We start from the raw sequence: 20,899 nt of genomic DNA on the forward strand, positions 1-20,899 counted from the left end.
CGGGGCGCGAGCGCCGCCATCGTCGCACTCGGCCTGCACGGCACGGGCCTCGGCTAGTGATGCTGCGCCGCGATCATGGCGCCGCTCATGCTCTGAGGCCGATGCACTGACGCGGCGCGGCCGCCTTCTCGGCCTCATATAATCGGAACGCGAAGCGGCGGCGGGCGCAGTCACCCGCCGCCTTGCCTATCTATTTTCCGAACGAGAAGGGGAACCGCATGTATATCGCCATGAACCGCTTCAAGGTCGCTCCGGGCTCCGAGGCCGCATTCGAGGAAGTCTGGGCCACGCGCGACACGCACTTGAAGCAAGTGCCCGGCTTCATCGAATTTCATCTGCTCAAAGGCCCGCAGCGCGAAGACCACGTGCTCTACGCGAGCCACACCATCTGGGCGAGCCACGCGCACTTCGAAGACTGGACGCGCTCCGACGCCTTTCGCGCGGCGCACCGAAACGCGGGCAACGCGGGCGGCGCAAACCGTCCGGTCTATCTGGGGCACCCCGAATTCGAAGGCTTCGAAGTCGTGCAAACCGTGAAGTAGAGGTTCACGCAAAGGCCTGGTCGACATCGGTAAATCTGTGCACGTGCTGCGCCAAAGCTACACGCTCGCAGCGCGCACCGCCGCGGTGCCCCGCGCATCCGGCCCCTCTCCCCTCGTCTTTTCCCTGCGTTGCGGGCCTTAGGCCCAAACCTTGCTTGATACAAGCCCCCGCCCCTCGCCCGCAACGGCGTTGGAGGCGCACACCATTGCGTCCCCAACCGACGAGACCATGAAGAAAAAAACCGCTACCCGCATCGTAGAAGGACAACCGTTCCCGCTCGGCGCCACCTGGAACGGCCGCGGTGTGAACTTCTCGCTCTTCTCCGCGAACGCTACGAAGGTCGAGTTGTGTCTCTTCGACAAGAGCGGCCTGCGCGAACTCGAACGCATCGAGTTGCCCGAATACACCGACGAAGTGTGGCACGTCTATCTGCCCGAACTCGAACCGGGCGCCATCTATGGGTATCGCGTGCATGGGCCGTACGAGCCGCAGGCGGGCCACCGCTTCAATCCCCACAAGCTGCTGCTCGACCCGTATGCGAAGGCGCACGTGGGCGCGCTGCGCTGGCATCCCGCCGTGTTCGGCTACACGATCGGCAGCCGCGACGGCGATCTGTCGTTCGACACGCGAGACAGCGCGCGCTATGTGCCGCGCTGCCGCGTGGTCGATCAGGGCTTCACATGGCACCACCCGATGCGCGAGCGTGTGCCGCGCGAGCGCACGATCATCTACGAAACGCATGTGCGCGGCTTCACGATCCGCCATCCCGACGTGCCGCACGAAGAGCGCGGCACCTTCGCCGGGCTCGCGCAAACGCCGGTGCTCGAATATATCCGCGGGCTTGGCGTAACGACCGTGGAGTTGCTGCCCATCCATACCTTCGTGAACGACTCGCACCTGCTCGAACGCGGACTCACGAACTACTGGGGCTACAACACCATCGGCTTCTTCGCGCCGGACCCGCGCTACTCGGTGGGCGCGCACGGCTCGATCGACGAGTTCAAGAACATGGTGGACCGCCTCCACCAGGCGGGTCTCGAAGTGATACTCGACGTGGTCTACAACCACACAGCCGAAGGCAGCGAACTCGGCCCTACGCTCTCGTTTCGCGGCATCGACAATGCTTCGTACTACCGGCTACCCGAAGACCGGCGCTACTACATCAACGACACCGGCACGGGCAATACGCTGAACCTCTCGCACCCGCGCGTGCTGCAGATGGTCACGGACAGCCTGCGCTACTGGGTGCTCGAAATGGGCGTGGACGGTTTTCGCTTCGACCTCGCGACGATCCTCGGGCGCGAGCCCTATGGCTTCGACGAAGGCGGCGGCTTTCTCGACAGCTGCCGCCAGGACCCAATTCTCGCGAGCGTCAAGCTGATTGCCGAGCCGTGGGACTGCGGGCCGGGCGGATACCAGGTGGGCGGCTTCCCGCCCGGCTGGATGGAGTGGAACGACCGCTTTCGCGACACCACGCGCGCCTGGTGGAAAGGCGATGAGGGCAAGGCGCCCGAGCTCGCCACGCGCTTGTGCGCTTCGGGAGACAGCTTCAACCGGCGCGGGCGGCGGCCCTGGGCGAGCGTAAACTTCGTCACCGCGCACGACGGCTTCACGCTGAACGACCTCGTTTCGTACAACGAACGTCACAACGAAGCCAACGGCGAAGAGAACCGCGACGGCCACGGCGACAATCTCTCGTGGAACTGCGGCGCGGAAGGCCCGACCGACGACCCCGAGATCCGCGCGCTGCGCGAGCGCCAGAAGCGCAATTTCCTCGCCACGCTGCTGCTCTCGCAGGGTACGCCGATGCTGCTCGCGGGCGACGAGTTCGGCCGCACGCAGGGCGGCAACAACAACGCGTATTGCCAGGACAACGAGGTCAGCTGGGTGGACTGGGAGGGCATCGACGACACGGGCCGCGCGCTCGCCGACTTCGTGCGCAAGCTCACCGCGCTGCGTCATGCGCTGCCGGTGCTGCGCCGCAACCGGTTTCTCATCGGCGAGCACAACGCCACCCTCGACGTCACCGACGTCGAATGGCTCTCGCCCGCCGGCGTACCGCTCGCTCAGGAGCAGTGGGACGATTCGGCCATGCGTTGTTTCGGCATGCTGATCGATGGACGATCGCAAACGAGCGGCATCATGCGCCTCGCCTCGGATGCGACCATGCTCATTGTGTTCAACGCCTATCACGACGTGGTGGACTTCACGCTGCCTTCCGTGCCGGGCAACGATCAGTGGAACTGTCTCATCGACACGAACATGCCCGTGCGCGACGAACTGCCCGAATTCGAGGCCGGCGCTATCTACCAGGTGACAGGCCGCTCGCTACTGCTGTTCGCGCTGCACGCGCGTGGCGCGACGCAGCGGGTGTTCGACCGGCTGGAGGAAGACCTCACGGGGTGAACGGCTGGCTTTTTCGCGGATTGGCGGCAAAGCCGCCAGTCCGTTCCATGACGTCCGGCGGGGCTGACAGTTAGTTGCGCAATACGGAGAACGATGCGTTTGCTGCGCGCGTTTCCTGCCGCGTTTGCTGCACGTTGAAGACGCCGCCGATGCCTTCGATATCGACCGCGAGGAGAACCTTCACGCTTGTGCTCCGCCCGAAAGCATATCGTCGAGATCGGGCGCCGCTTCACGCAGCGCGAGACGCACGTGGCCGTCGCGGCCTTGCACGGTGCTTGCGCGCCACAACACGTCGAGAATCGCTTGCTCGACACAGTCGGCGCTCGCCTGAAACAGCGGGTCGAGTTGCGAGTCGGCGAGCAGGGGCGGCAACGCGTGGGTCGGCGCGTCGTGCGCCAACGTGTATGCAGTGCTGAACGCCATGGCGATATCGCCGCTGCCATGTCCATAAACGGACCCGGTGCGCGCAAGACCCGCCGCCGCACGCATCGCAACGCGTCGTAGCTGCCGCCCGTCGAGCGGCGCGTCCGTGGCGATCAGCATGATGATCGAGCCCTTCTCCGGCTCGTGCGTCGCGCGGTTCGACGCCGCGCGCGCCGCAAGCTCGCGCCCCACGGCCACGCCGCCGATCGTCAGCATCGGCAGGCGGCCAAAGTTCGCCAGCACGAGCGCGCCCACGGTGTACGGCGCGAGCGCCGCCTGCACCACGCGCGACGCCGTGCCAACGCCGCCCTTCAGGTCGAAGCTCGACATGCCGCGCCCCGCGCCTACGCTGCCGCGCGCGAAGTCGGCCTTCGCAGCGGCGCAGGCCGCGAGATAGTGTCCCTCTTGAACCGCCAGTGCCTGGATATCGTTCAGATAGCCGTCGTTGCATTCGAACACGAGCGGATTGACGGTTGGCAGGCCGCGCCCGATTTGCGGATTCGCCGCGACTGCCGCGCGAATCTGCGCCTGTGCGAGAGCGCCCACCGCGAACGTGTTGCTCAGCACGACCGGCGTTTCGAGCACGCCCACCTCTTCGAGCTGCATGAGCCCGATGCTCTTGCCGAATCCGTTGATCACACAAGCGCTCGCCGGCACCTTCTCGCGAAAAAGGTCGCCAGCATGCGGCAGCAGCACGCTCACGCCGGTTTGCACCTCGCCCGCGTCGAGCGTGCAATGGCCTACACGTACGCCGCTCACGTCGGCAATGGTTCCCGTCGCGCCGCTCGCGAGTGTGCCGACATGCGGCGCGGCATCTCCACGATCGATGCTCATGCGCGGTCCAGCTTCGGGTCGAGTGCGTCGCGCAAGCCGTCGCCCAGCAGATTGAACGCGAGCACGGTGAGGAAGATGGCGAGGCTCGGGAACAGCGCGATATGCGGCGCCGTCACCATATCCGCACGCGCCTCGTTGAGCATGGCGCCCCACTCCGGCGTGGGCGGCTGCGCGCCGAGGCCGATGAACGACAGGCTCGCCGCCGTGATGATCGACGTGCCGACCCGCATGGTCAGATACACGATCACGGACGACACGGTGCCCGGCAGAATATGCCGCATGATGATGGTCCAGTCCGACGCACCAATGCTGCGCGCGGCCTCCACATACGTGAGGTGCTTGAGCATGAGCGTATTGCCGCGCACGAGCCGCGCGAACGCCGGAATGCTGAACACCGCCACCGCACAGACCACGTTGATCATGCCGTTGCCGAGGATCGCTACCACGCCGATGGCGAGCAGAATACCTGGGAATGCGAACAGCACGTCGGCCACCCGCATGGTGATGCGGTCCCACCAGCCTTCGTAGTAGCCCGCGAGCAAGCCGAAGAACGTGCCGACCGCGGCTCCCAGCGCCACCGAAAGAAAGCCCGCCGCGAGCGAGATGCGCGTGCCCGCGAGAATGCGGCTGAAAATATCGCGACCCAGCGCGTCCACGCCGAACCAGTGGGCCGCTGAAGGACCCGCGTTGAGCGAGTCGTAGTCGAAGTAATTTTCCGGGTCGTAAGGCACGAGATGCGGCGCGAACACCGCGATCACCACCAGCAGCAGCACGAACGCGCCCGCGCCGAGCGCGACATGCTGCTTGCGGAACTTGCGCCAGAATTCGCGCCACGGCGTGCGGATCGCTTCGTCCTCTGCGCGTACATCAACGTTTAGGCTCGTGCTCATGGCGGGCTCACCTGAATCGAATGGTCGGATTGATGACCGCGTATAGCACGTCCACGATCAGATTGATGACGATGAACTCGAGCGAGAACAACAGCACTTCGGCCTGAATCACGGGGTAATCGCGCATCGCAACCGAATCGACGAGCAGCCGCCCGAGGCCCGGCCAGTTGAACACCACCTCCACGACGATCGAGCCGCCCAGCAGGAAGCCGAACTGCAGGCCCATCATCGTAACGACGGGAATCATCGCATTGCGCAGGCAGTGCTTGAGCACCACCCATTGCTCGGCCACACCCTTCGCGCGCGCCGTGCGCACGAAGTCCTCGTTGAGCACCTCGACGAAGGAGGCCCGCGTGAAGCGCGCCATCACCGCCGCCACGGCCGCGCCGAGCGTGACGGACGGCAGCACGTAGCTGCGCCACGAACCGTCGCTCACCACGGGCAGCCAGCCCAGGTGCACCGAGAACAGCTCCATGAGCGCCATGCCGAGCGCGAAAGCCGGAAACGAAATGCCCGACACCGCGAGCGCCATGCCGATGCGATCGGGCCAGCGATTGCGCCACACGGCCGAAACGACGCCGATCGCCATGCCGAACACCACGGCCCAGACCATGCTGGTGAGCGTGAGCAGCAGCGTGGGCATGAAACGCTCGCCGATTTCGGTGACGACGGGGCGCTTGCTGCGCATCGAAACACCGAAATCGCCGTGAGCGATGCGCACGAAGAAGTGGAGGAACTGCTGCGGCAGCGGCTGGTCGAGGCCGAGATCGGCGCGCACGAGCGCAACCGTGGCGTCGTCCGCTTCGGGACCGGCCGCGAGGCGCGCCGGGTCGCCCGGCAGCAGATGCACGAACAGGAACACCAGGACCGCGACGATCAGGAGCGTCGGCAGCAGACCCAGCGAGCGTTTGACAATGAAATTCAGCATGAGCGCGTTACCGCATCGGGGCGTGCGCGCCGCGCCGGACCCAACTCTTCCGGCGCGGCGCGCAACGCATTAGCGAATCGAGATCTCGTCGAAGTTGAACGAGCCGTCGGGCGCCACATACGCGCCGGCCAGGCGCTTGCTGCGGGCGTACACGACCTTCTCCTTCACGAGAAACACCCACGGGGCGTCGGCCCAGATGCGCTTTTGCGCGTCGGCGTAGAGCGCCGTCTTTTGCGCGCGATCCGTCGTTTCGAGCGCTTTCGCGAGGTCCGCATCGACCGCGGGGTTCTTGTAGTACGCCGTATTCATGAGCTTGGGCGGCCACGATGCCGAAGCGAGCAGCGGCGAGATGCCCCAGTCCGCCTCGCCCGTGGACGATGACCAGCCGATGTAATACATGCGCACGCCCGCCGTTGCCGGGTCCTGCGCGCTTTCCACACGCGCGACCGCGGTGCCCGTTTCGAGCGCTTCGACGTGGGCCTTCACGCCCACTTGCGCGAGCTGCTGCTGTACGAACTGAATGGCCTTTTGCGCGGTCGAGTTGTTATACGCCGACCATAGCGTCGTTTCGAAGCCGTTCGGGTAGCCGGCCTGCTTGAGCAGTTCGCGCGCCTTGGCCGGATCGTACGGCCAGGGGCCGAGCTTGATCGAATAGTCCACGCCTTGGGGCAGCACGCCGTCCGAAGGCAGCGCGTAGCCCGCGAACGCCACCTTGGCCAACGCGTCCTTGTTGATCGCGTAATTCAGCGCCTGGCGCACGAGCGGGTTGTCGAACGGCTTCTTCGCGGTGTTCAGGCTGATGTAGCGCTGGATGATCGAGGGCGTGGCGATCAGGTCCACCTTCGGGTTCGACTGGAACGCGCTCGCCTGCTCGAACGGAATGCGAAAGGCGAAATCCGCTTCGCCGGTGCGCATGAGCGCCGCGCGCGTGTTGTTGTCGGCCACCGGCTTCCAGTCGATCTCGTCGACCTTCGGGTAGCCTTTCTTCCAGTAGCCGTCGAACTTGTGCACGACGAGGTCGCCGGCCGGGTCCCACTTCACGAATGCGAACGGGCCCGTGCCCACAGGATGCAGGCCGATGTCCTTGCCCCACTTCTTCATGGCCGCCGGCGAGATCATCACCGCCGACGGGTGCGCGAGCACGTTCACGAACGCCGAGAACGGCGCGTTCAGCGTGACCTTCACCGTGTAGGGATCGACCACTTCGGTCTTCGCGATGCGGCGGAACATGTTGTAGCGCTTCAGGTGATTCGCCGGGTCTGTCACGCGGTCGAAGTTCGCCTTCACCGCCGCCGCGTTGAAGTCGGTGCCGTCCTGGAACTTCACGCCTTCGCGCAGCCTGAAGGTGTAGACGAGGCCGTCGCCGCTCACTTCATAGCTCGTAGCAAGCACATTGGTGAGCTTGAGATCCTTGTCGAAACCGAACAGGCCCTGGTAGAACGATTTCGAAACCGCCTGCGAAAGCGTATCGTTGGCGTCGTACGGGTCGAGCGTCGAGAAAGTCGAATCGACGGCCATCACAGCGCGCTGTTCGGCCGCTTGTACGGCAGTCGCGCCCGCGATCAGCGCGAGTGCCAGCGCGCTGCCCTTCATCCATGTTTTGACTTCTTTCATCAATCAGGTCTCCATAGCAATGAATCTTGACGGCTCGGCGAAATATTCCAGCTAAACAGCGAACGATTGCGTGGCGTAGCGGCGCGTTCAGTAAGCGCCGCCCACCCGATGCTTCGCAACGTAGTGACCGGGGCCGACGGCCACGAGCGGCAGGACCAGCGGCTCGTCGCCGGGTGCGCGAATCGGGCTCGGCAGTTCGTCGGCGGCGAGCACGCGCTTCGCGTGGCGGCGCGCCGGATCGGCGATCGGCACCGCGCCCATGAGCTTCTTCGTATAGGCGTGCTGCGGGCTCTCGAACACGGCGCGGCGCGGGCCGATCTCGACGATCTGCCCCAGGTACATTACAGCGACGCGATGGCTCACGCGTTCCACCACGGCCATATCGTGCGAGATGAAGAGGTACGCGACGCCCAGCTCCTGCTGCAGGTCGAGCATCAGGTTGACGATTTGCGCCTGCACGGAAACGTCGAGCGCCGACACCGATTCGTCGGCGATCACGACTTTCGGGTTCATCGACAGCGCCCGCGCGATGGCGATGCGCTGACGCTGGCCGCCCGAGAATTCGTGCGGATAGCGCCCCGCCGCCGACTTCGGCAAGCCCACGCGATCGAGCAGCCATTCCACGCGGGCCTGCGCCTCTGCGCCCTTCGCGATGCCGTGCACGAGCAGCGGCTCCATGATCGAGAATCCCACCGTGAGGCGCGGGTTGAGCGAGGCGAATGGGTCCTGAAAAATGAACTGGATATCGCGGCGCAATGTCTGCAGCGCGGGGCCCGTGAGGGTGCTGATATTCTGGCCGTCAAATTCGATGGTGCCGCTCTGGCTCTCTACGAGCCGCAGCAGCGAGCGGCCCGTGGTCGATTTACCGCAACCGGACTCGCCCACCAGCGCCAGCGTTTCGCCGGCGTGAAGATCGAAGCTGACTTTTTCGACCGCATGCACGCGGCCCGTGGCCTTGCCGAACAAACCGCTGCGCACGGGAAAGCGCGTGACGAGGTCGCGCACGCGCAGAACCGGCGCCGCCTGCGTTTTCGGCGCGTACGCCGGGAGCGGTGACGCGGCGACCGGGCGCGCCGCTTCGCTCATCGAAAGCAGCGGGAACTTCTCCGGCAGGTCGGTGCCCTGCATCGCGCCGAGCTTCGGCACGGCGGCGAGCAACGCCTGCGTGTAGCGATGCGAAGGCGCGGCGAACAGCGCATCGGATGCGCCCTCTTCCACTCTCTCACCGCGATACATCACGAGGATGCGGTCCGCCACTTCGGCCACCACGCCCATGTCGTGCGTGATGAAGACCACGCCCATATTCATCTCGTCCTGCAGGCCGCGAATCAGCTGCAGGATCTGCGCCTGGATCGTCACGTCGAGCGCCGTGGTCGGTTCGTCGGCGATCAGGAGCGCGGGCTTGCACGAGAGCGCCATCGCAATCATCACGCGCTGGCGCATGCCGCCCGAAAGCTGATGCGCAAAGCGGTCCATCACGCGGCGCGCCTCGGGAATGCGCACGAGGTCGAGCAGGCGCAGCGTTTCAGCGCGCGCCTGCGCCGCATTCATCTGCTGATGCAGCGCGATCGCCTCGCTGATCTGGTTGCCCACCGTGAACACCGGGTTCAGCGAGGTCATCGGCTCCTGGAAGATCATCGCGATGTCCGCGCCGCGTACCGAGCGCATGATCGAGGCACCGGCACGCGTGAGATCGAGCACGCTGCCGTTGCGGCGGCGCAGGTCGATGCTGCCGCCCGTAATGCTGCCGCCGCCGTGCTCGACGAGCCGCATCAGCGAAAGCGACGTGACCGATTTGCCCGAGCCCGATTCGCCGACGATGGCGAGCGTCTCGCCCCGGTCGACGTGGAAGGACAGATTGCGCACGGCTTCGAACGTGCCCGCGCCGCGCCTGAACGACACGGAAAGGTTACGGACGTCGATCACGCGGTTCGGCGGCAGCGCGGCCTTTTCGCTGACCGGCGCGATATCAGGACGGCTCGATGACATCTGCACGATGAGGATTCCTTCGTTTGGTACGCAAAAAAGGATGCGCCGCTTAAGCGTAGATCGACGCAACGGGCGCTTCGCCCACGCGCGCGTAGCCGCGATACATGCCTTCGGTGTTGAACGGCAGGACCACGTTGCCTTGTGCGTCCACGGCGATCAGGCCGCCACGGCCGTCGATGCGCGGCAATTGCTCCATCACGACATTCGTGGCGGCTTCGGAGAGCGAAACACCGCGGTATTTCATTTGCGCCGCCACGTCGTAGGCCGCGACCATGCGCATGAACATTTCGCCCGACCCCGTGGTGGACACCGCGCAGGTGGCGTCGTCGGCATAGCAGCCCGCGCCGATCAGCGGCGCGTCGCCCACGCGGCCCACCTGCTTGTTCGTGATGCCGCCCGTCGAAGTCGCCGCCGCGAGATGGCCGTGCGCGTCGAGCGCCACCGCGCCCACCGTGCCGTATTTGCGGTTGGGGTCGATCGGCTCGTGCGGCAGGCTGTCCGCCGATGCGTTTGCTGCCGCCTTTGCTTCGAGTGTTGCGCCATCGTGATCGAGCATCGCGCGCGCTTCGCCACGGGCGAGCTGCCACTGGCGGTAGCGCGCATCGGTGTGGAAATAGCCGGGATCGACGAATTCGAGGCCCTGGGCGGCCGCAAACGCTTCTGCGCCTGCGCCCGTGAACAGCACGTGTTCGCTCTTCTCGAGTACGCGGCGCGCCGCCAGCACGGGATTGCGCACGCGCTTCACGCAGCACACGGCGCCCGCTTCGAGCGTGCGGCCGTCCATGATCGAGGCGTCGAGTTCATGCGTGCCCGCGGACGTGAACACCGCGCCGTGGCCCGCGTTGAATAGCGGACAGTCTTCGAGCAGGCGCACCGCTTCCTCGACGGCGTCGAGCGCGCCGCCGCCTTCGGCCAGGATGCGCTGGCCAGCCGCGAGAATGCCGCTCAGCGCGTCGAGATAGCGGGTTTCGACTTCGGGCGCCATCGAAGCGCGCAGGATCGTACCGGCGCCGCCGTGAATGGCAAGGACTGCGTTCGATTTCATGACTTCTTTTTCGTGGGGGAAGACGGGGCGCCAGGCGCGTCGGGCGCCTGCGCCGGGGCCGAGGTGAGCCACGGCAGCACCGATTCGGTGATGGCCGCCGCGGCGACGACGGAATCCTTCGCGCGCAACGCCACGGCGTCGCACAGCGCTTCGATGACAGCCAGCACCGCGGCTTCCGAGTTCGCCGCAAGGCGACGCTCGGAGCGGATCAGCAGCGTGAGATCGGCGAAGCGCGCGAGCGGCGAATCGATGCTGTCGGTGAGCGCGAGCACCCGCGCGCCAAGCTTCGCGGCGTGACGCGAGAGCTTGATCGTGTCGTCCACGTAGCGCGGAAACGCAATGCCGATCACCAGATCGTCCCTGTTCGCGCCGAGCAGCCTGCGCGCCGAATGCGTGGGGCCGCCGACCGTGGCGAGCGCCTGCACGTTGTCCAGATACGGCAGCAGCGCGTGCTCCATGAGTCCGGCGAGAAACGCGCTCGTGCCCGAGCCGATCACGTAGACACGGCGCGCCGAGAGAATCGCGTCCACGGCTGCAGCGGCCGCTTCGCTGTCGATCGACTGGCGCGACAAACGCAGGTTCGCCTCGGCCTGCTCCAGCGAGGCGCCGAACAGCTCAGCGCCGCTGGTCGGCGATTCCTGCGCGCTGCGCAGCCGCTCGACCGGCGCGAGCGTGGCTTCGAAGCCTCGCACGAGCGCCTCACGAAACTGCGGGTAGCCGTCGAACCCGAGCGAGCGGGCAAAGCGGTTGGCCGTGGCCACCGAAGCGCCCACTGCGTCCGCGAGTTCGTCGATGCGCATGGTCGCGGCGTGGAACAGGTTCGCGAGTACGTACTCGGCCATGCGCCGGTGGCCTGGCGTGAGAACGGGCATCGCGGCGGTGATGCGCGCGACGATCTCGGCTTCGGGCGTGTCGGGAGTCGACGTTCGGGTTGGCATGCGTGAACGGGCGTTGGGACGCTGAGAGAAACGGCACGTGCCGTAAATGAAATTACATGGTCGGATCTTAGTGAAAATTAATTTTCATCGCGCCCGGGGTTTACCCTATTCGAGCGAAGTGAGGGAGAACTAGCTTGAGCAGGCGCAACGAGGCGCGAAACAGTGCGCCACGGAAACGTTTCAGGATTTTGGAGGAGAAACCGGCGCAAGGAGACGCCGGAAAGACGTGCCGCCAGCCAGACGCTAGCGGCAATCGAATCAGTCACATGAAAACGGAGCGTGCAGCTTCATGACGCCGCCATCGTTTCAGCGCTCGGCGCCAATCGCCACGTATTGCGCCCCGCGCGCTTCGCTTCGTACATGGCCGCATCGGCAAGACACAGCGGATCGTCGGCCAGCGCCCTGTTCTCGGCTTCGGCCGAGAGCATCGCGTTCGTTGCGTCCACCACACCGGCAGCGCCTGTCACGCCAGCGAGCACGACGCCCACGCTCGCGCTCGTCTCGATCACGCGGCCCGCCACGACGAACGCCTTCGATACTTCACGGCAAATGGCCGCCGCGATGCGCTCGCCGGTGCGCGCGTCGCTCACGCCGCGGCTCGCCACCACGAATTCGTCGCCGCCCAGACGGCTCACCACGTCGCCCGTGCGCACGGTGGCGACGAGCCTGCGCGCGACCTCCCTGAGCAAGGCGTCGCCCACATCGTGGCCGTAGCGGTCGTTGATGGACTTGAAGCCATCCATGTCCATGAAGAAGAGCGCGAAGGGCTCACCGCTCGCGCGCAGTTCGTACAGTGTCTCCTGCAGCGCGCGCCGGTTCGCGATCCCCGTGAGCGGGTCGATCAGCGCGCCCTCGCGCAGACGTTGCTCGGTGCGGCGCTGCTCGGTCACGTCGTGCGCCATCACGTAGAAGCCCGTCACCTTGCCTTCGCGCTTGGCCGGAATGTAGGTGGCCGACCAGATCCGGTCGGCGTCGGCCCGATAGCGCACCTCGTCGCAGGTCACGCGCTCGCCGGCCAGCGCGCGCGCAAAGAGCGGCTGCAGCTGCTCGAACACTTCGGGGCGCAGCGTCTCCCTCAGGCTGCGTCCGCGCAGCGCCGCCGGGTCCGCGCCGAACACGCGCCTGAAGGTCTCGTTGTTGAACTGGTAGCACAGATCGCGATCGACCACGGCAATCAGCGCCGGCACGTTGTCGGTGATGGTCTGCAGCGCGTCGCGGCTGCGCCGCAGCTCCGCCGTGCGTTCGCGCACGCGCTCTTCGAGTTCGACGTGATAGTTGCGCAGCGCCTCTTCGCTCTTCTTGCGGCTCGTAATGTCCTGCACCGCCGCGATGAAATGCAGGGGCGCGCCCGACACGTCGCGCACGAGCGACACCGCGAGATTGACCCACACGGCCTGGCCGTCCGGCCGCAGATAGCGCTTTTCGATCGCATACGTAGCCTGGCGGCCCGCGAGCAGTTCGGCCACTTGCGCGAGATCGGCGGCGATGTCGGCAGGGTGCGTGAGGGAGGCGAACGTGCGGCGGCGCAGCTCGCTCTCCTCGTAGCCGATGATCTCCGAGAACTTCTGGTTCACGTCGAGAAAACGGCCGTCAAGATCGACCACGGCCTTGCCGATCGGCGTTTGCTGGAACACGGTCCGAAAGCGCGCCTCGCTGATGGCGAGCGAACGGCGGTCGCGCTCGTGCGCCGTGCGCGAACGGTTCAACTGACGGCGCAATTCCAGTTCGCGCTCGACGAGGCGCGCAAAATCGGCGAGCACGACGGCCTGGGCCGCGTCGAACGAGCGGGGTTTTTCGTCGATCAGGCACAGCGTGCCGACCACCTGGCCGTCGGCGAGGCACAGCGGCGAGCCTGCATAGAAGCGGATGTTCGGCGCGCCCGTGACGAGCGGATTGTCGAGAAAGCGCTCGTCGTCGAGCGCGTCTTCCACCACGAGCATGCGCTTGCTCAGCACGGCGTGCGCGCAGAACGACACGCTGCGCGGCGTTTCGCACGCGGCCAGCCCGTGGTGCGACTTGAACCATTGGCGGTCTTCGTCCACGAGCGAGATCAGCACGATCGGCATGTCGAACGTAAAGGCGGCGAGCCGCGAGATACGATCGAAAGCCTCTTCGGGATCGGTGTCGAGTATGTCGAGTTGCCGCAGCGCCCGAAGGCGGACGTCCTCATCCAGAGGAAGCGGAGCAGTGATCATCGTGTGGGGGGCCTGCGCGGCCGATACGGTTGCGTGGCGCTCTCCGCACCGGCGCGCCTTACCCGGGTTTACGGCCAGATTGTGCAAAAACTGAAGTACGGAAATGCCCGTGCCACGCGCGCCACGCCGGCCTTGCGCGCCAGGCATTTCCCCTACGCGGAAACCGCCACTTAAGCGCACGAACGTTCGGTATGCGTGTGGTTGCCCAATCATGGAGCACCGCAGCCGTCATACCGGTGCGGCTCGCGTGGCCCGGCGCCACGGACGTTACGCATCTTTTGCCTGAAATTTTACGGGCGCCAGATTACTTCGACATCCGAAATACATGCCGTTTTTAACCGGGGGGCTAACGTGTAGCGAATTCGATCAAGCCCTCAAAAAAAACATGTCTGGCGACTTCAGCAACGCTTTTTCACCGCCGTAAAAAGGGCAAAGCTCCACCCCTTCCGGTGTCACCATGAGAACCCCCGCGCAAATCCTGCGACTGAAATCGACCACCCGCACCGCCACTGCGGCGCGCACCGCCGGCTGCGGCGCCACCGCGCGCACGAGCGCAGCGCCGCGTGCGCGCCGCGCGCCGTCGCGCAGCGCTCATGCGCTTACCGGCACGTCGCGTCACTACGCCGTGCGCCGCCTCGCGGCGCAGGTGCGCACACGCAGAATCTAAAGCCACACGGACATCGAGACACGAGACAGGAAACCGTGGCGGCCATGCCCGATCGCGCCGCTGCCTTGAATCCCACGGCGGCGCTTGCCTGTCAGTGCGTGCGCGCGCAACGTCGCGCGCCTTGCTGAACGTGGATCGTGCGGCGAACGAGGCGTGGCTCGAGCGTCTCGTCGAGCCGGCCTGACCAGGTTGACCCGTAGTACTTTGAGAATGAAAAGGTAGACAACATGTTTGTAGCAATTGGCTGGATCGTCGTGCTCGGATCGGTGATCGGGAGCTTCGTGGGCGTGGGGGGGCACCTGCCCGCGCTCGTTCAACCGTTCGAACTCCTGTGCATTTTCGGCGCGGCGCTCGGCGCGTTCGTGGTGAGCAACCCCACCGCCACGCTCGGCAAGACGCTCAAGGCGCTGCCCACCTGCTTCGAGGGCGGTGGCTATACGAAGGCGCAATACCTCGAGCTGATCGCCCTCCTTTACGAGCTGCTGCAAAAGGCGCGCAAGGAAGGCATGATGGCGCTCGAGGCCGACATCGAAGCGCCAGAGAACAGCCCGACTTTCCAGAAGTACGCACGCGTGCTCGACGACCATCATCTGCTCGACTTTATCGTCGACTATCTGCGCATGATGTCGAGCGGCAACGTGAATCCCCTGGAAATGCAGGACCTCATGGACGAAGAGCTCGACACGCACCACTCCGAGGTGTCGATTGCGCCCAACGCCATCCAGAAGATGGCCGACGGCCTGCCGGCATTCGGCATCGTGGCCGCCGTGATGGGCGTGGTGCACACCATGGGCTCGGTCGGCAAGCCGCCCGCGGTGCTCGGCGAGATGATCGCGGGCGCGCTAGTGGGCACGTTCCTCGGCATTCTGCTCGCCTACGGCTTCGTCGGTCCGCTCGCCGATCTGCTCAACGCCAAGGGCCGCGCCGCCAGCAAGCCGTTCCAGTGCGTGAAGGCCGTGCTGCTCGCGTCGCTCGCCGGCTACGCGCCGCCCGTGGCCGTGGAATTCGGCCGCAAGGTGCTGTTCACCGCCGACCGCCCGAGCTTCCAGGAGCTCGATGAAGCGGTGCGCGCCACCAGGACGCCGAAAGCCGCTTAGGAGTCCAGAGATGGCAGAACGTACTCCAGGCTCGCGCGCCGCGCGCGACACAGAGGGCAGCAAGACCACGCTCGTGGTGCGCCGCGTGAAGAAAGGCGGCCACGAGGGTCACCACGGCGGTGCATGGAAGATCGCCTATGCCGACTTCATGACCGCGATGATGGCGTTTTTCCTCTTGTTGTGGCTGCTCGGCTCCACGTCGCAGTACGATCGCGACGGCATCGAGAAGTACTTCAACACGCCGCTTTCGGCCATGCTCGGCAGCAAGCCCGACGCCGCGAACCCGAACCCGAGCGTGGTGCAAGGCGGCGGCCGTGACCTTTCGAGCAGGACGCCGGCCGTGGGCGGCTCGAACGCACAGCCCACGCTCTCGCACGCCGTGCCCGCGGAAACGCTCGACAAGTCGCGCCTTTCGCAGCTCAAGGAAAAACTGTCGGCGCTCATCGAGCGCAAGCCTGAGTTGCGCGCGTACCGCGACCAGATCCGCATGTCGATCACCGACGAGGGCCTGCGCATCGAGCTGGTCGATTCGCTCAAGCGCCCGATGTTCGCGACCGGCAGCGCGAAGCTCGAGGACTACGCGTACGAGATCCTCGTGCAGATCGGCAGCGCGCTGAACGACGTGGAGAGCGGCGTGTCGATCGCGGGGCACACCGACTCGGTACCTTACTCGGGCGGCCTCGCGGGCTACTCGAACTGGGAGCTTTCGAGCGAGCGCGCCAACGCCGCGCGCCGCGCACTGGTGGCCGGCCACCTGAGCGAGGAGAAGCTGCTCCAGGTGCGGGGCCTCGCCGATGTCCTGCCGCTCGACCACGACACGGCGGACAGCCCGCTGAACCGGCGCATCAGCATTCTGGTGATGAACAAGGCCGCCGAGCGCGCGTTCTTCGAGCAGGCGAAACGCTACGACGTCGACACCCCGCGAAAGGCGGCCACGCCGGCTTCATAAGGCATTGACGGCGCGGCCCGGAATGGGTCTCCAAAGCGGGTCCAAAGCCGTCTCCAGAGAGGCACGAACTGCCCCGATGCGCCGCGCGCCAGCGCGTCGAACCGGGAACGCGACGCGGTACGCCGCTTGCTGTATCGCCAGAACGCGGCCAGAACCGCCGGGGCATCGCCTGCCGCCTGAACACGGGAATCGTCGGGAGTCTGGCCGGACTCAACATTGTTCCCCTCACATCTGGAGACCAGCATGCCCACCTTCATTCCTCCGCCCATGCCAACCGGCAATGGCGTGCGCATCGTCGGCAAGGGCCGCGTGAGCGCCGCGGGGCCGGGCCCCGACGTGATGGCCGCCAGCACGCTCGACAGCGACCGCGTGCTGAGTTCGGACGGCCAGGAAGTCGGCAAGATCAAGGAAATCATGCTCGACGTGCAGAGCGGCCGCGTGGCCTACGTGGTGATGTCGAGCGGCGGCTTTCTCGGCATCGGCGACAAGCTGCTCGCCATTCCCTGGAGCGCGCTCATGCTCGATACGAGCCGCAAGTGCTTCCTGCTCAACGTCTCGTCCGAGCGCGTGAAGGAAGCGCCGGGCTTCGACCGGGACAACTGGCCGTCGATGGCCGACGCGAGCTGGGGCAGCACGCTGCACGCGTATTACGGCGCCGAGCCGTACTGGGCCGCGGTCGAGCCGGTGACGCCGCGTCACTGAGCGTAGTAGTCCAGCACACGGCTCCGAGCGGGTAAGCTGGCGTTCGGAGCCGCGTATCGCATCGAGCGCGCGCCGGAATGCGCGCGTGGGGATGGGAACGGGGAACGGCTGATCGGATCGGCCCATTGGACCAGTTTTTGGTTCCCGATGGCGACAGGCGCAAAATACGCGCTGTTGCAGCACGACGTCGATGTCACTGCAATCAGCGAACACTAGGCAACACAGCCAACGCCTGGCAACCCTACAGATAACCCCGAACCCATGACCCAGTTCTTCAGCGAAGCCGCCTCCGCCGACGCCGTCAATGCGCGTATCGGCGAAAACGCCGACGAGCGTCTGCGCGAGGTGATGAGCGCGCTCGTGCGCCATCTGCACGCATTCGCGAAAGAAGTGCAACTCACCCAGCCGGAATGGGAAACCGCCATCGACTTTCTCACCACGGCGGGCCAGCTCTGCAGCGCCGAGCGCCAGGAGTTCGTCCTGCTCTCGGACACGCTAGGGTTTTCCATGCTCGTGGACGCCATCAACAACCGCCAGCCCGGCGCCGCCACCGAAAACACCGTGTTCGGCCCGTTCCACGTGGCCGGCGCGCCCGAGCGCGAGATGGGCGCGTGCATCACTGCGGACGGCAAGGGCGAGCGCTGCCTGTTCGAGGGCCGCGTGCTCGATCTTGATGGCCGGCCGGTGGAGGGCGCGCGCATCGACGTGTGGTCCGACAACGCCGACGGCTACTACGACGTGCAGCAGCCCGGCGTGCAGCCCAGGTGGAACAACCGCGGCATCTTCACGACCGGCGCGGACGGCGCCTATCGCTTCGTCGGCATCAAGCCGGTCTCGTACCCGATCCCGCACGACGGCCCGGTGGGCAAGATGCTCGCAAACCTCGGCCGCCACCCGTACCGGCCCGCACACATGCATTTCCTTATCACCGCGCCGGGCTTTCAGAAGGTGGTCACGCATACCTTCGTGGGAGACGATCCCTACCTGCAGTCGGACGCCGTGTTCGGCGTGAAAGCATCGCTCGTCGCGCCGTACGAGCGGGTGGCAGACAGCGCCACGCCCTGGCGCTCCACGTTCGACTTCGTGCTCATGCCGCTCGCGGCGCCCGCCTGATCCGGCAATGCGGCGAACTGGACGCGATATCGCGCCTTGCTCGCCGCATCGTCCGCCGCTCCCGGGTCATAGACTGGTCTCGCAGTCGAACGAACAACCGGGAACACCTTTGGGGGCGGCGATGCGGGTTACGAACTGGATTCTGGTGCTGGAATGCGCGTATATGGAATTTTCCAGCTGGCGCGGCAAGAACGTGTATCGCCGTACCGTGGCGTACGACAGCGTGGTGTGGTGCTAACCCCTTCCGCAACCCTCTAGCCATCGACGCAACGGCGTTCCTCTACTACAGTCGAAGACTTTACCGTCATCACTGCCGGAATCGAGGATTCGAACATGTTGTTCCCCGCCGTTGCCACCGCCGCCCTGCTGATCGTCGTGTATGTCCACGCGAACATTCCGCGCTTCACCGAGCGCGGCCCGAAGCGCCTCATCGCCCACGCCACGCTGTTGCTGGCCGGCCTGTGCTTCGGCGTGGTCGGCGCGATGATGTCCGGCACGATCGCGCCGCCGTGGGCGGTGATTGCGTGTGGCATGGGCGTCGTGCATTTGCCGGCGCTCTGCGTGCTCGTGCTCAAGCGCCTGAGGCATTCGGGGCGCAGCTAAAATGCCGTGCCCAGGCGCCTCACTGGCACTGCAACACGACGACGCCACCCATGCCCTGCCCGTCGGCAACGCGGCCGAGTAACCAACGGCAACCAGCGGCTTCGTCGCGTCGTGCCCCACGACAACCGACTGAACGGACAACCGCCCGGTCGTCGAAATGCCATCAACGGCGACTGAGAGTTCGTCAGCGCATACTGCGTAGGTCCGTGGCGCACTGAGGCGCTTGCAATTTTCCCCGATTGACTGGGGAAAACCACCATTGCGCAAGAGGTCCAGCGGGCTCCCGCGCTGACCTTCAGTTCCTTCGCCCAGCGCCGTAACATGTTCAGTGCTTTGCCGTCTCACGCTCGAAGCACGACCGTTTTTCTGCTACATAGCCCCTTGCGTTCTGGAGCCCTCTTCGTGTTTGCACGACTCTCTATCTCTGTTCGTCTGCGCATCGCGGTCGGCCTGCTGGCCTTGCTGATCTTGGCAGCCGGCGTTTCCGGCCTTGCAGGCATGTCGCGCACCAATACGGCGCTCGGCTATGCCTATTCGAACCAGCTGGTCGCCGCCATCAACATCGGCAAGTCGAACCTGAACCTGACCATCGCGCGCACGACGCTCGACCGGATCCTCCTGCACCCGGACGCGCCCGATGTTCAGCCGTTGCTCGACAAGGCACAGAACTATCTCGACACCTCGAACAAGGCCTGGGAGGTCTACCGCTCGCTGCCGCACGCTCCCGAAGAGCAGGCGCTCGCCGACGGCGTTCAGGCCGCCCTCACCGGCATGCTGGAGCAAGGCATCCAGCCGCTCATGGCCGCGATCAAGCAAGGCGACCGCCAGGCCCAAGACGATATCGCGATGAAGCGCATTCCGCCGCTCTCGGTCGCGCTCACCAAGGCCTCGACCGCGCTCGAGGCATGGCAGAAGGCGCATGGCGAGCAGGCGTTCGACCGCGCGCAGGACCGCTATTCGTGGCTGCGGGCCGGCAGCATCGCGCTGATCGTGCTCGGCCTCGCGGTGGCGGGCGTCTGCGCCGCGGGACTGCACCGCGCGATCGCTGCGCCTCTCGAAAACGTACAGGGCGCGCTCCAGCGCATCGCGGACGGCGACTTGACCGCCAACCTCGAAACGCGTTCCAGCGACGAAATGGGCCGCCTCGTAGCGAGCCTCAAGGCCATGCAGGACGCGCTCGCCCAAACGGTGCGCAAGGTCAGCCACAGCTCCGAGTCCATTTCCACGGCGACGCGGCAGATCGCCGCCGGCAACGACGACCTGTCGCAGCGCACCGAAGAACAGGCGGCCTCGCTGCAGGAAACGGCCGCGAGCATGGAGCAGCTCACCGCCACGGTCAAGCAGAACGCCGAGAACGCGCGCACCGCGCAGACGCTCGCCAACAGCGCGCAGGAAGTCGCCGATCGTGGCTCGCAGGTCGTGAGCAACGCGGTGCAGACGATGGAGCGCATCGACGGCAGCTCGCAGAAGATCGCCGACATCACCGGCATCATCGAAGGCATTGCTTTCCAGACCAATATCCTCGCGCTCAATGCGGCGGTGGAAGCCGCGCGCGCGGGCGAACAGGGCCGCGGATTCGCCGTGGTCGCGAGCGAGGTGCGCTCGCTTGCGCAGCGTTCGGCGGCGGCCGCCAAAGAGATCAAGACGCTGATCGCCGAATCGGTCGAGCACGTTTCGACGGGCTCGGACTATGTGCGCTCGGCCGGCGAGACGATGAACGAGATCGGCGAGTCCATTGGCCGCGTGACGACGATCATGCACGAGATCGCGAACGCCTCCGAAGAGCAGCGCGACGGCATCGAGCAGGTGAATCTCGCGGTCTCGCAGATGGACCAGGTCTCGCAGCAGAACGCCGCGCTAGTGGAAGAAGCGGCCGCGGCCGCCATGGCGCTCAGCGAGCAGGCCGACTCGCTACGCGATGCCGTTGGGGCGTTCAGGCTCGCGCGCTGAGCGCAGGACCAGG

18 protein-coding genes and 1 pseudogene are annotated in these 20,899 nt (G+C 65.9%); 9 read left to right on the forward strand and 10 right to left on the reverse strand.

From position 1 onward, the window contains the following. Window positions 1-218: 218 nt before the first annotated feature. Window positions 219-542, forward strand: coding sequence for an antibiotic biosynthesis monooxygenase (locus M3I53_RS10425; protein WP_254315865.1), 324 nt, complete (start codon window positions 219-221; stop codon window positions 540-542). A 229-nt stretch (window positions 543-771) separates the two neighbouring features. After that, window positions 772-2,949: a glycogen debranching protein GlgX gene (gene glgX / locus M3I53_RS10430; protein ID WP_254315866.1), complete on the forward strand. Its 2,178-nt coding sequence runs from the start codon at window positions 772-774 to the stop codon at window positions 2,947-2,949. A 70-nt stretch (window positions 2,950-3,019) separates the two neighbouring features. Here the strand turns inward: glgX and M3I53_RS10435 are convergent, their stop codons facing one another. The 9 genes from M3I53_RS10435 to M3I53_RS10475 form a co-directional block, all read right to left on the reverse strand. After that, on the reverse strand, window positions 3,020-3,133 hold the full coding sequence (locus M3I53_RS10435) for a M55 family metallopeptidase (protein ID WP_254315867.1): 114 nt from the start codon (window positions 3,131-3,133) through the stop codon (window positions 3,020-3,022). Then, a complete protein-coding gene (locus M3I53_RS10440; protein ID WP_254315868.1) occupies window positions 3,130-4,206 on the reverse strand; it encodes a P1 family peptidase in 1,077 nt (358 codons plus the stop codon). The genes M3I53_RS10435 and M3I53_RS10440 overlap by 4 nt, the downstream gene beginning before the upstream one ends. Next, complete coding sequence (gene gsiD / locus M3I53_RS10445) at window positions 4,203-5,096, reverse strand: glutathione ABC transporter permease GsiD (protein ID WP_254315869.1); 894 nt, start codon at window positions 5,094-5,096, stop codon at window positions 4,203-4,205. The genes M3I53_RS10440 and gsiD overlap by 4 nt, the downstream gene beginning before the upstream one ends. Window positions 5,097-5,103: 7 nt before the next feature. After that, the gene (gene gsiC / locus M3I53_RS10450; RefSeq protein WP_254315870.1) at window positions 5,104-6,024 is read right to left on the reverse strand and encodes a glutathione ABC transporter permease GsiC; all 921 of its coding nucleotides are present in this window, start codon (window positions 6,022-6,024) and stop codon (window positions 5,104-5,106) included. A 69-nt stretch (window positions 6,025-6,093) separates the two neighbouring features. Then, the gene (gene gsiB / locus M3I53_RS10455; RefSeq protein WP_254315871.1) at window positions 6,094-7,638 is read right to left on the reverse strand and encodes a glutathione ABC transporter substrate-binding protein GsiB; all 1,545 of its coding nucleotides are present in this window, start codon (window positions 7,636-7,638) and stop codon (window positions 6,094-6,096) included. A gap of 87 nt (window positions 7,639-7,725) precedes the next feature. Then, a complete protein-coding gene (locus M3I53_RS10460; RefSeq protein WP_254315972.1) occupies window positions 7,726-9,627 on the reverse strand; it encodes a dipeptide ABC transporter ATP-binding protein in 1,902 nt (633 codons plus the stop codon). A 49-nt stretch (window positions 9,628-9,676) separates the two neighbouring features. Continuing rightward, window positions 9,677-10,672 carry an isoaspartyl peptidase/L-asparaginase family protein gene (locus tag M3I53_RS10465; RefSeq protein ID WP_254315872.1) on the reverse strand — a complete coding sequence of 332 codons (996 nt, stop codon included), beginning with the start codon at window positions 10,670-10,672 and terminating at the stop codon, window positions 9,677-9,679. Continuing rightward, window positions 10,669-11,610, reverse strand: a complete 942-nt coding sequence (locus tag M3I53_RS10470) for a MurR/RpiR family transcriptional regulator (RefSeq protein ID WP_254315873.1) — start codon at window positions 11,608-11,610, stop codon at window positions 10,669-10,671. Before M3I53_RS10470 ends, M3I53_RS10465 begins: the two co-directional genes overlap by 4 nt. Before the next feature lie 287 nt (window positions 11,611-11,897). Further along, window positions 11,898-13,805 (reverse strand): PAS domain S-box protein, encoded by a 1,908-nt coding sequence (locus tag M3I53_RS10475; RefSeq protein WP_254315874.1) that lies wholly within the window; start codon window positions 13,803-13,805, stop codon window positions 11,898-11,900. A gap of 457 nt (window positions 13,806-14,262) precedes the next feature. Here M3I53_RS10475 and M3I53_RS10480 point away from each other — a divergent pair, with 457 nt between their 5' ends. The 6 genes from M3I53_RS10480 (at window position 14,263) to M3I53_RS10505 (ending at window position 18,936) form a co-directional block, all read left to right on the forward strand. Beyond that, a complete protein-coding gene (locus M3I53_RS10480) occupies window positions 14,263-14,472 on the forward strand; it encodes a hypothetical protein (RefSeq protein ID WP_254315875.1) in 210 nt (69 codons plus the stop codon). Window positions 14,473-14,699: 227 nt separating this feature from the next. After that, on the forward strand, window positions 14,700-15,569 hold the full coding sequence (gene motA / locus M3I53_RS10485; RefSeq protein WP_254315876.1) for a flagellar motor stator protein MotA: 870 nt from the start codon (window positions 14,700-14,702) through the stop codon (window positions 15,567-15,569). Window positions 15,570-15,579: 10 nt separating this feature from the next. Beyond that, window positions 15,580-16,518, forward strand: coding sequence for a flagellar motor protein MotB (gene motB, locus M3I53_RS10490; RefSeq protein WP_254315877.1), 939 nt, complete (start codon window positions 15,580-15,582; stop codon window positions 16,516-16,518). Window positions 16,519-16,761: 243 nt separating this feature from the next. Next, window positions 16,762-17,220 carry a PRC-barrel domain-containing protein gene (locus M3I53_RS10495; RefSeq protein WP_254315878.1) on the forward strand — a complete coding sequence of 153 codons (459 nt, stop codon included), beginning with the start codon at window positions 16,762-16,764 and terminating at the stop codon, window positions 17,218-17,220. A gap of 261 nt (window positions 17,221-17,481) precedes the next feature. Continuing rightward, complete coding sequence (locus M3I53_RS10500; RefSeq protein ID WP_254315879.1) at window positions 17,482-18,333, forward strand: intradiol ring-cleavage dioxygenase; 852 nt, start codon at window positions 17,482-17,484, stop codon at window positions 18,331-18,333. A 333-nt stretch (window positions 18,334-18,666) separates the two neighbouring features. Then, complete coding sequence (locus M3I53_RS10505; protein ID WP_254315880.1) at window positions 18,667-18,936, forward strand: hypothetical protein; 270 nt, start codon at window positions 18,667-18,669, stop codon at window positions 18,934-18,936. Window positions 18,937-18,955: 19 nt separating this feature from the next. Here the strand turns inward: M3I53_RS10505 and M3I53_RS38595 are convergent. Further along, window positions 18,956-19,136: pseudogene (locus M3I53_RS38595) on the reverse strand (hypothetical protein); the annotation flags it as partial. A 202-nt stretch (window positions 19,137-19,338) separates the two neighbouring features. On the opposite strand from M3I53_RS38595, the gene M3I53_RS10510 reads away from it, so the two are divergent. Continuing rightward, the gene (locus tag M3I53_RS10510; RefSeq protein ID WP_375542492.1) at window positions 19,339-20,886 is read left to right on the forward strand and encodes a methyl-accepting chemotaxis protein; all 1,548 of its coding nucleotides are present in this window, start codon (window positions 19,339-19,341) and stop codon (window positions 20,884-20,886) included. The last annotated feature ends 13 nt before the right edge of the window (window positions 20,887-20,899 follow it).

This window comes from Paraburkholderia sp. CNPSo 3272 (genome assembly GCF_024206495.1).
Taxonomy (GTDB): domain Bacteria; phylum Pseudomonadota; class Gammaproteobacteria; order Burkholderiales; family Burkholderiaceae; genus Paraburkholderia.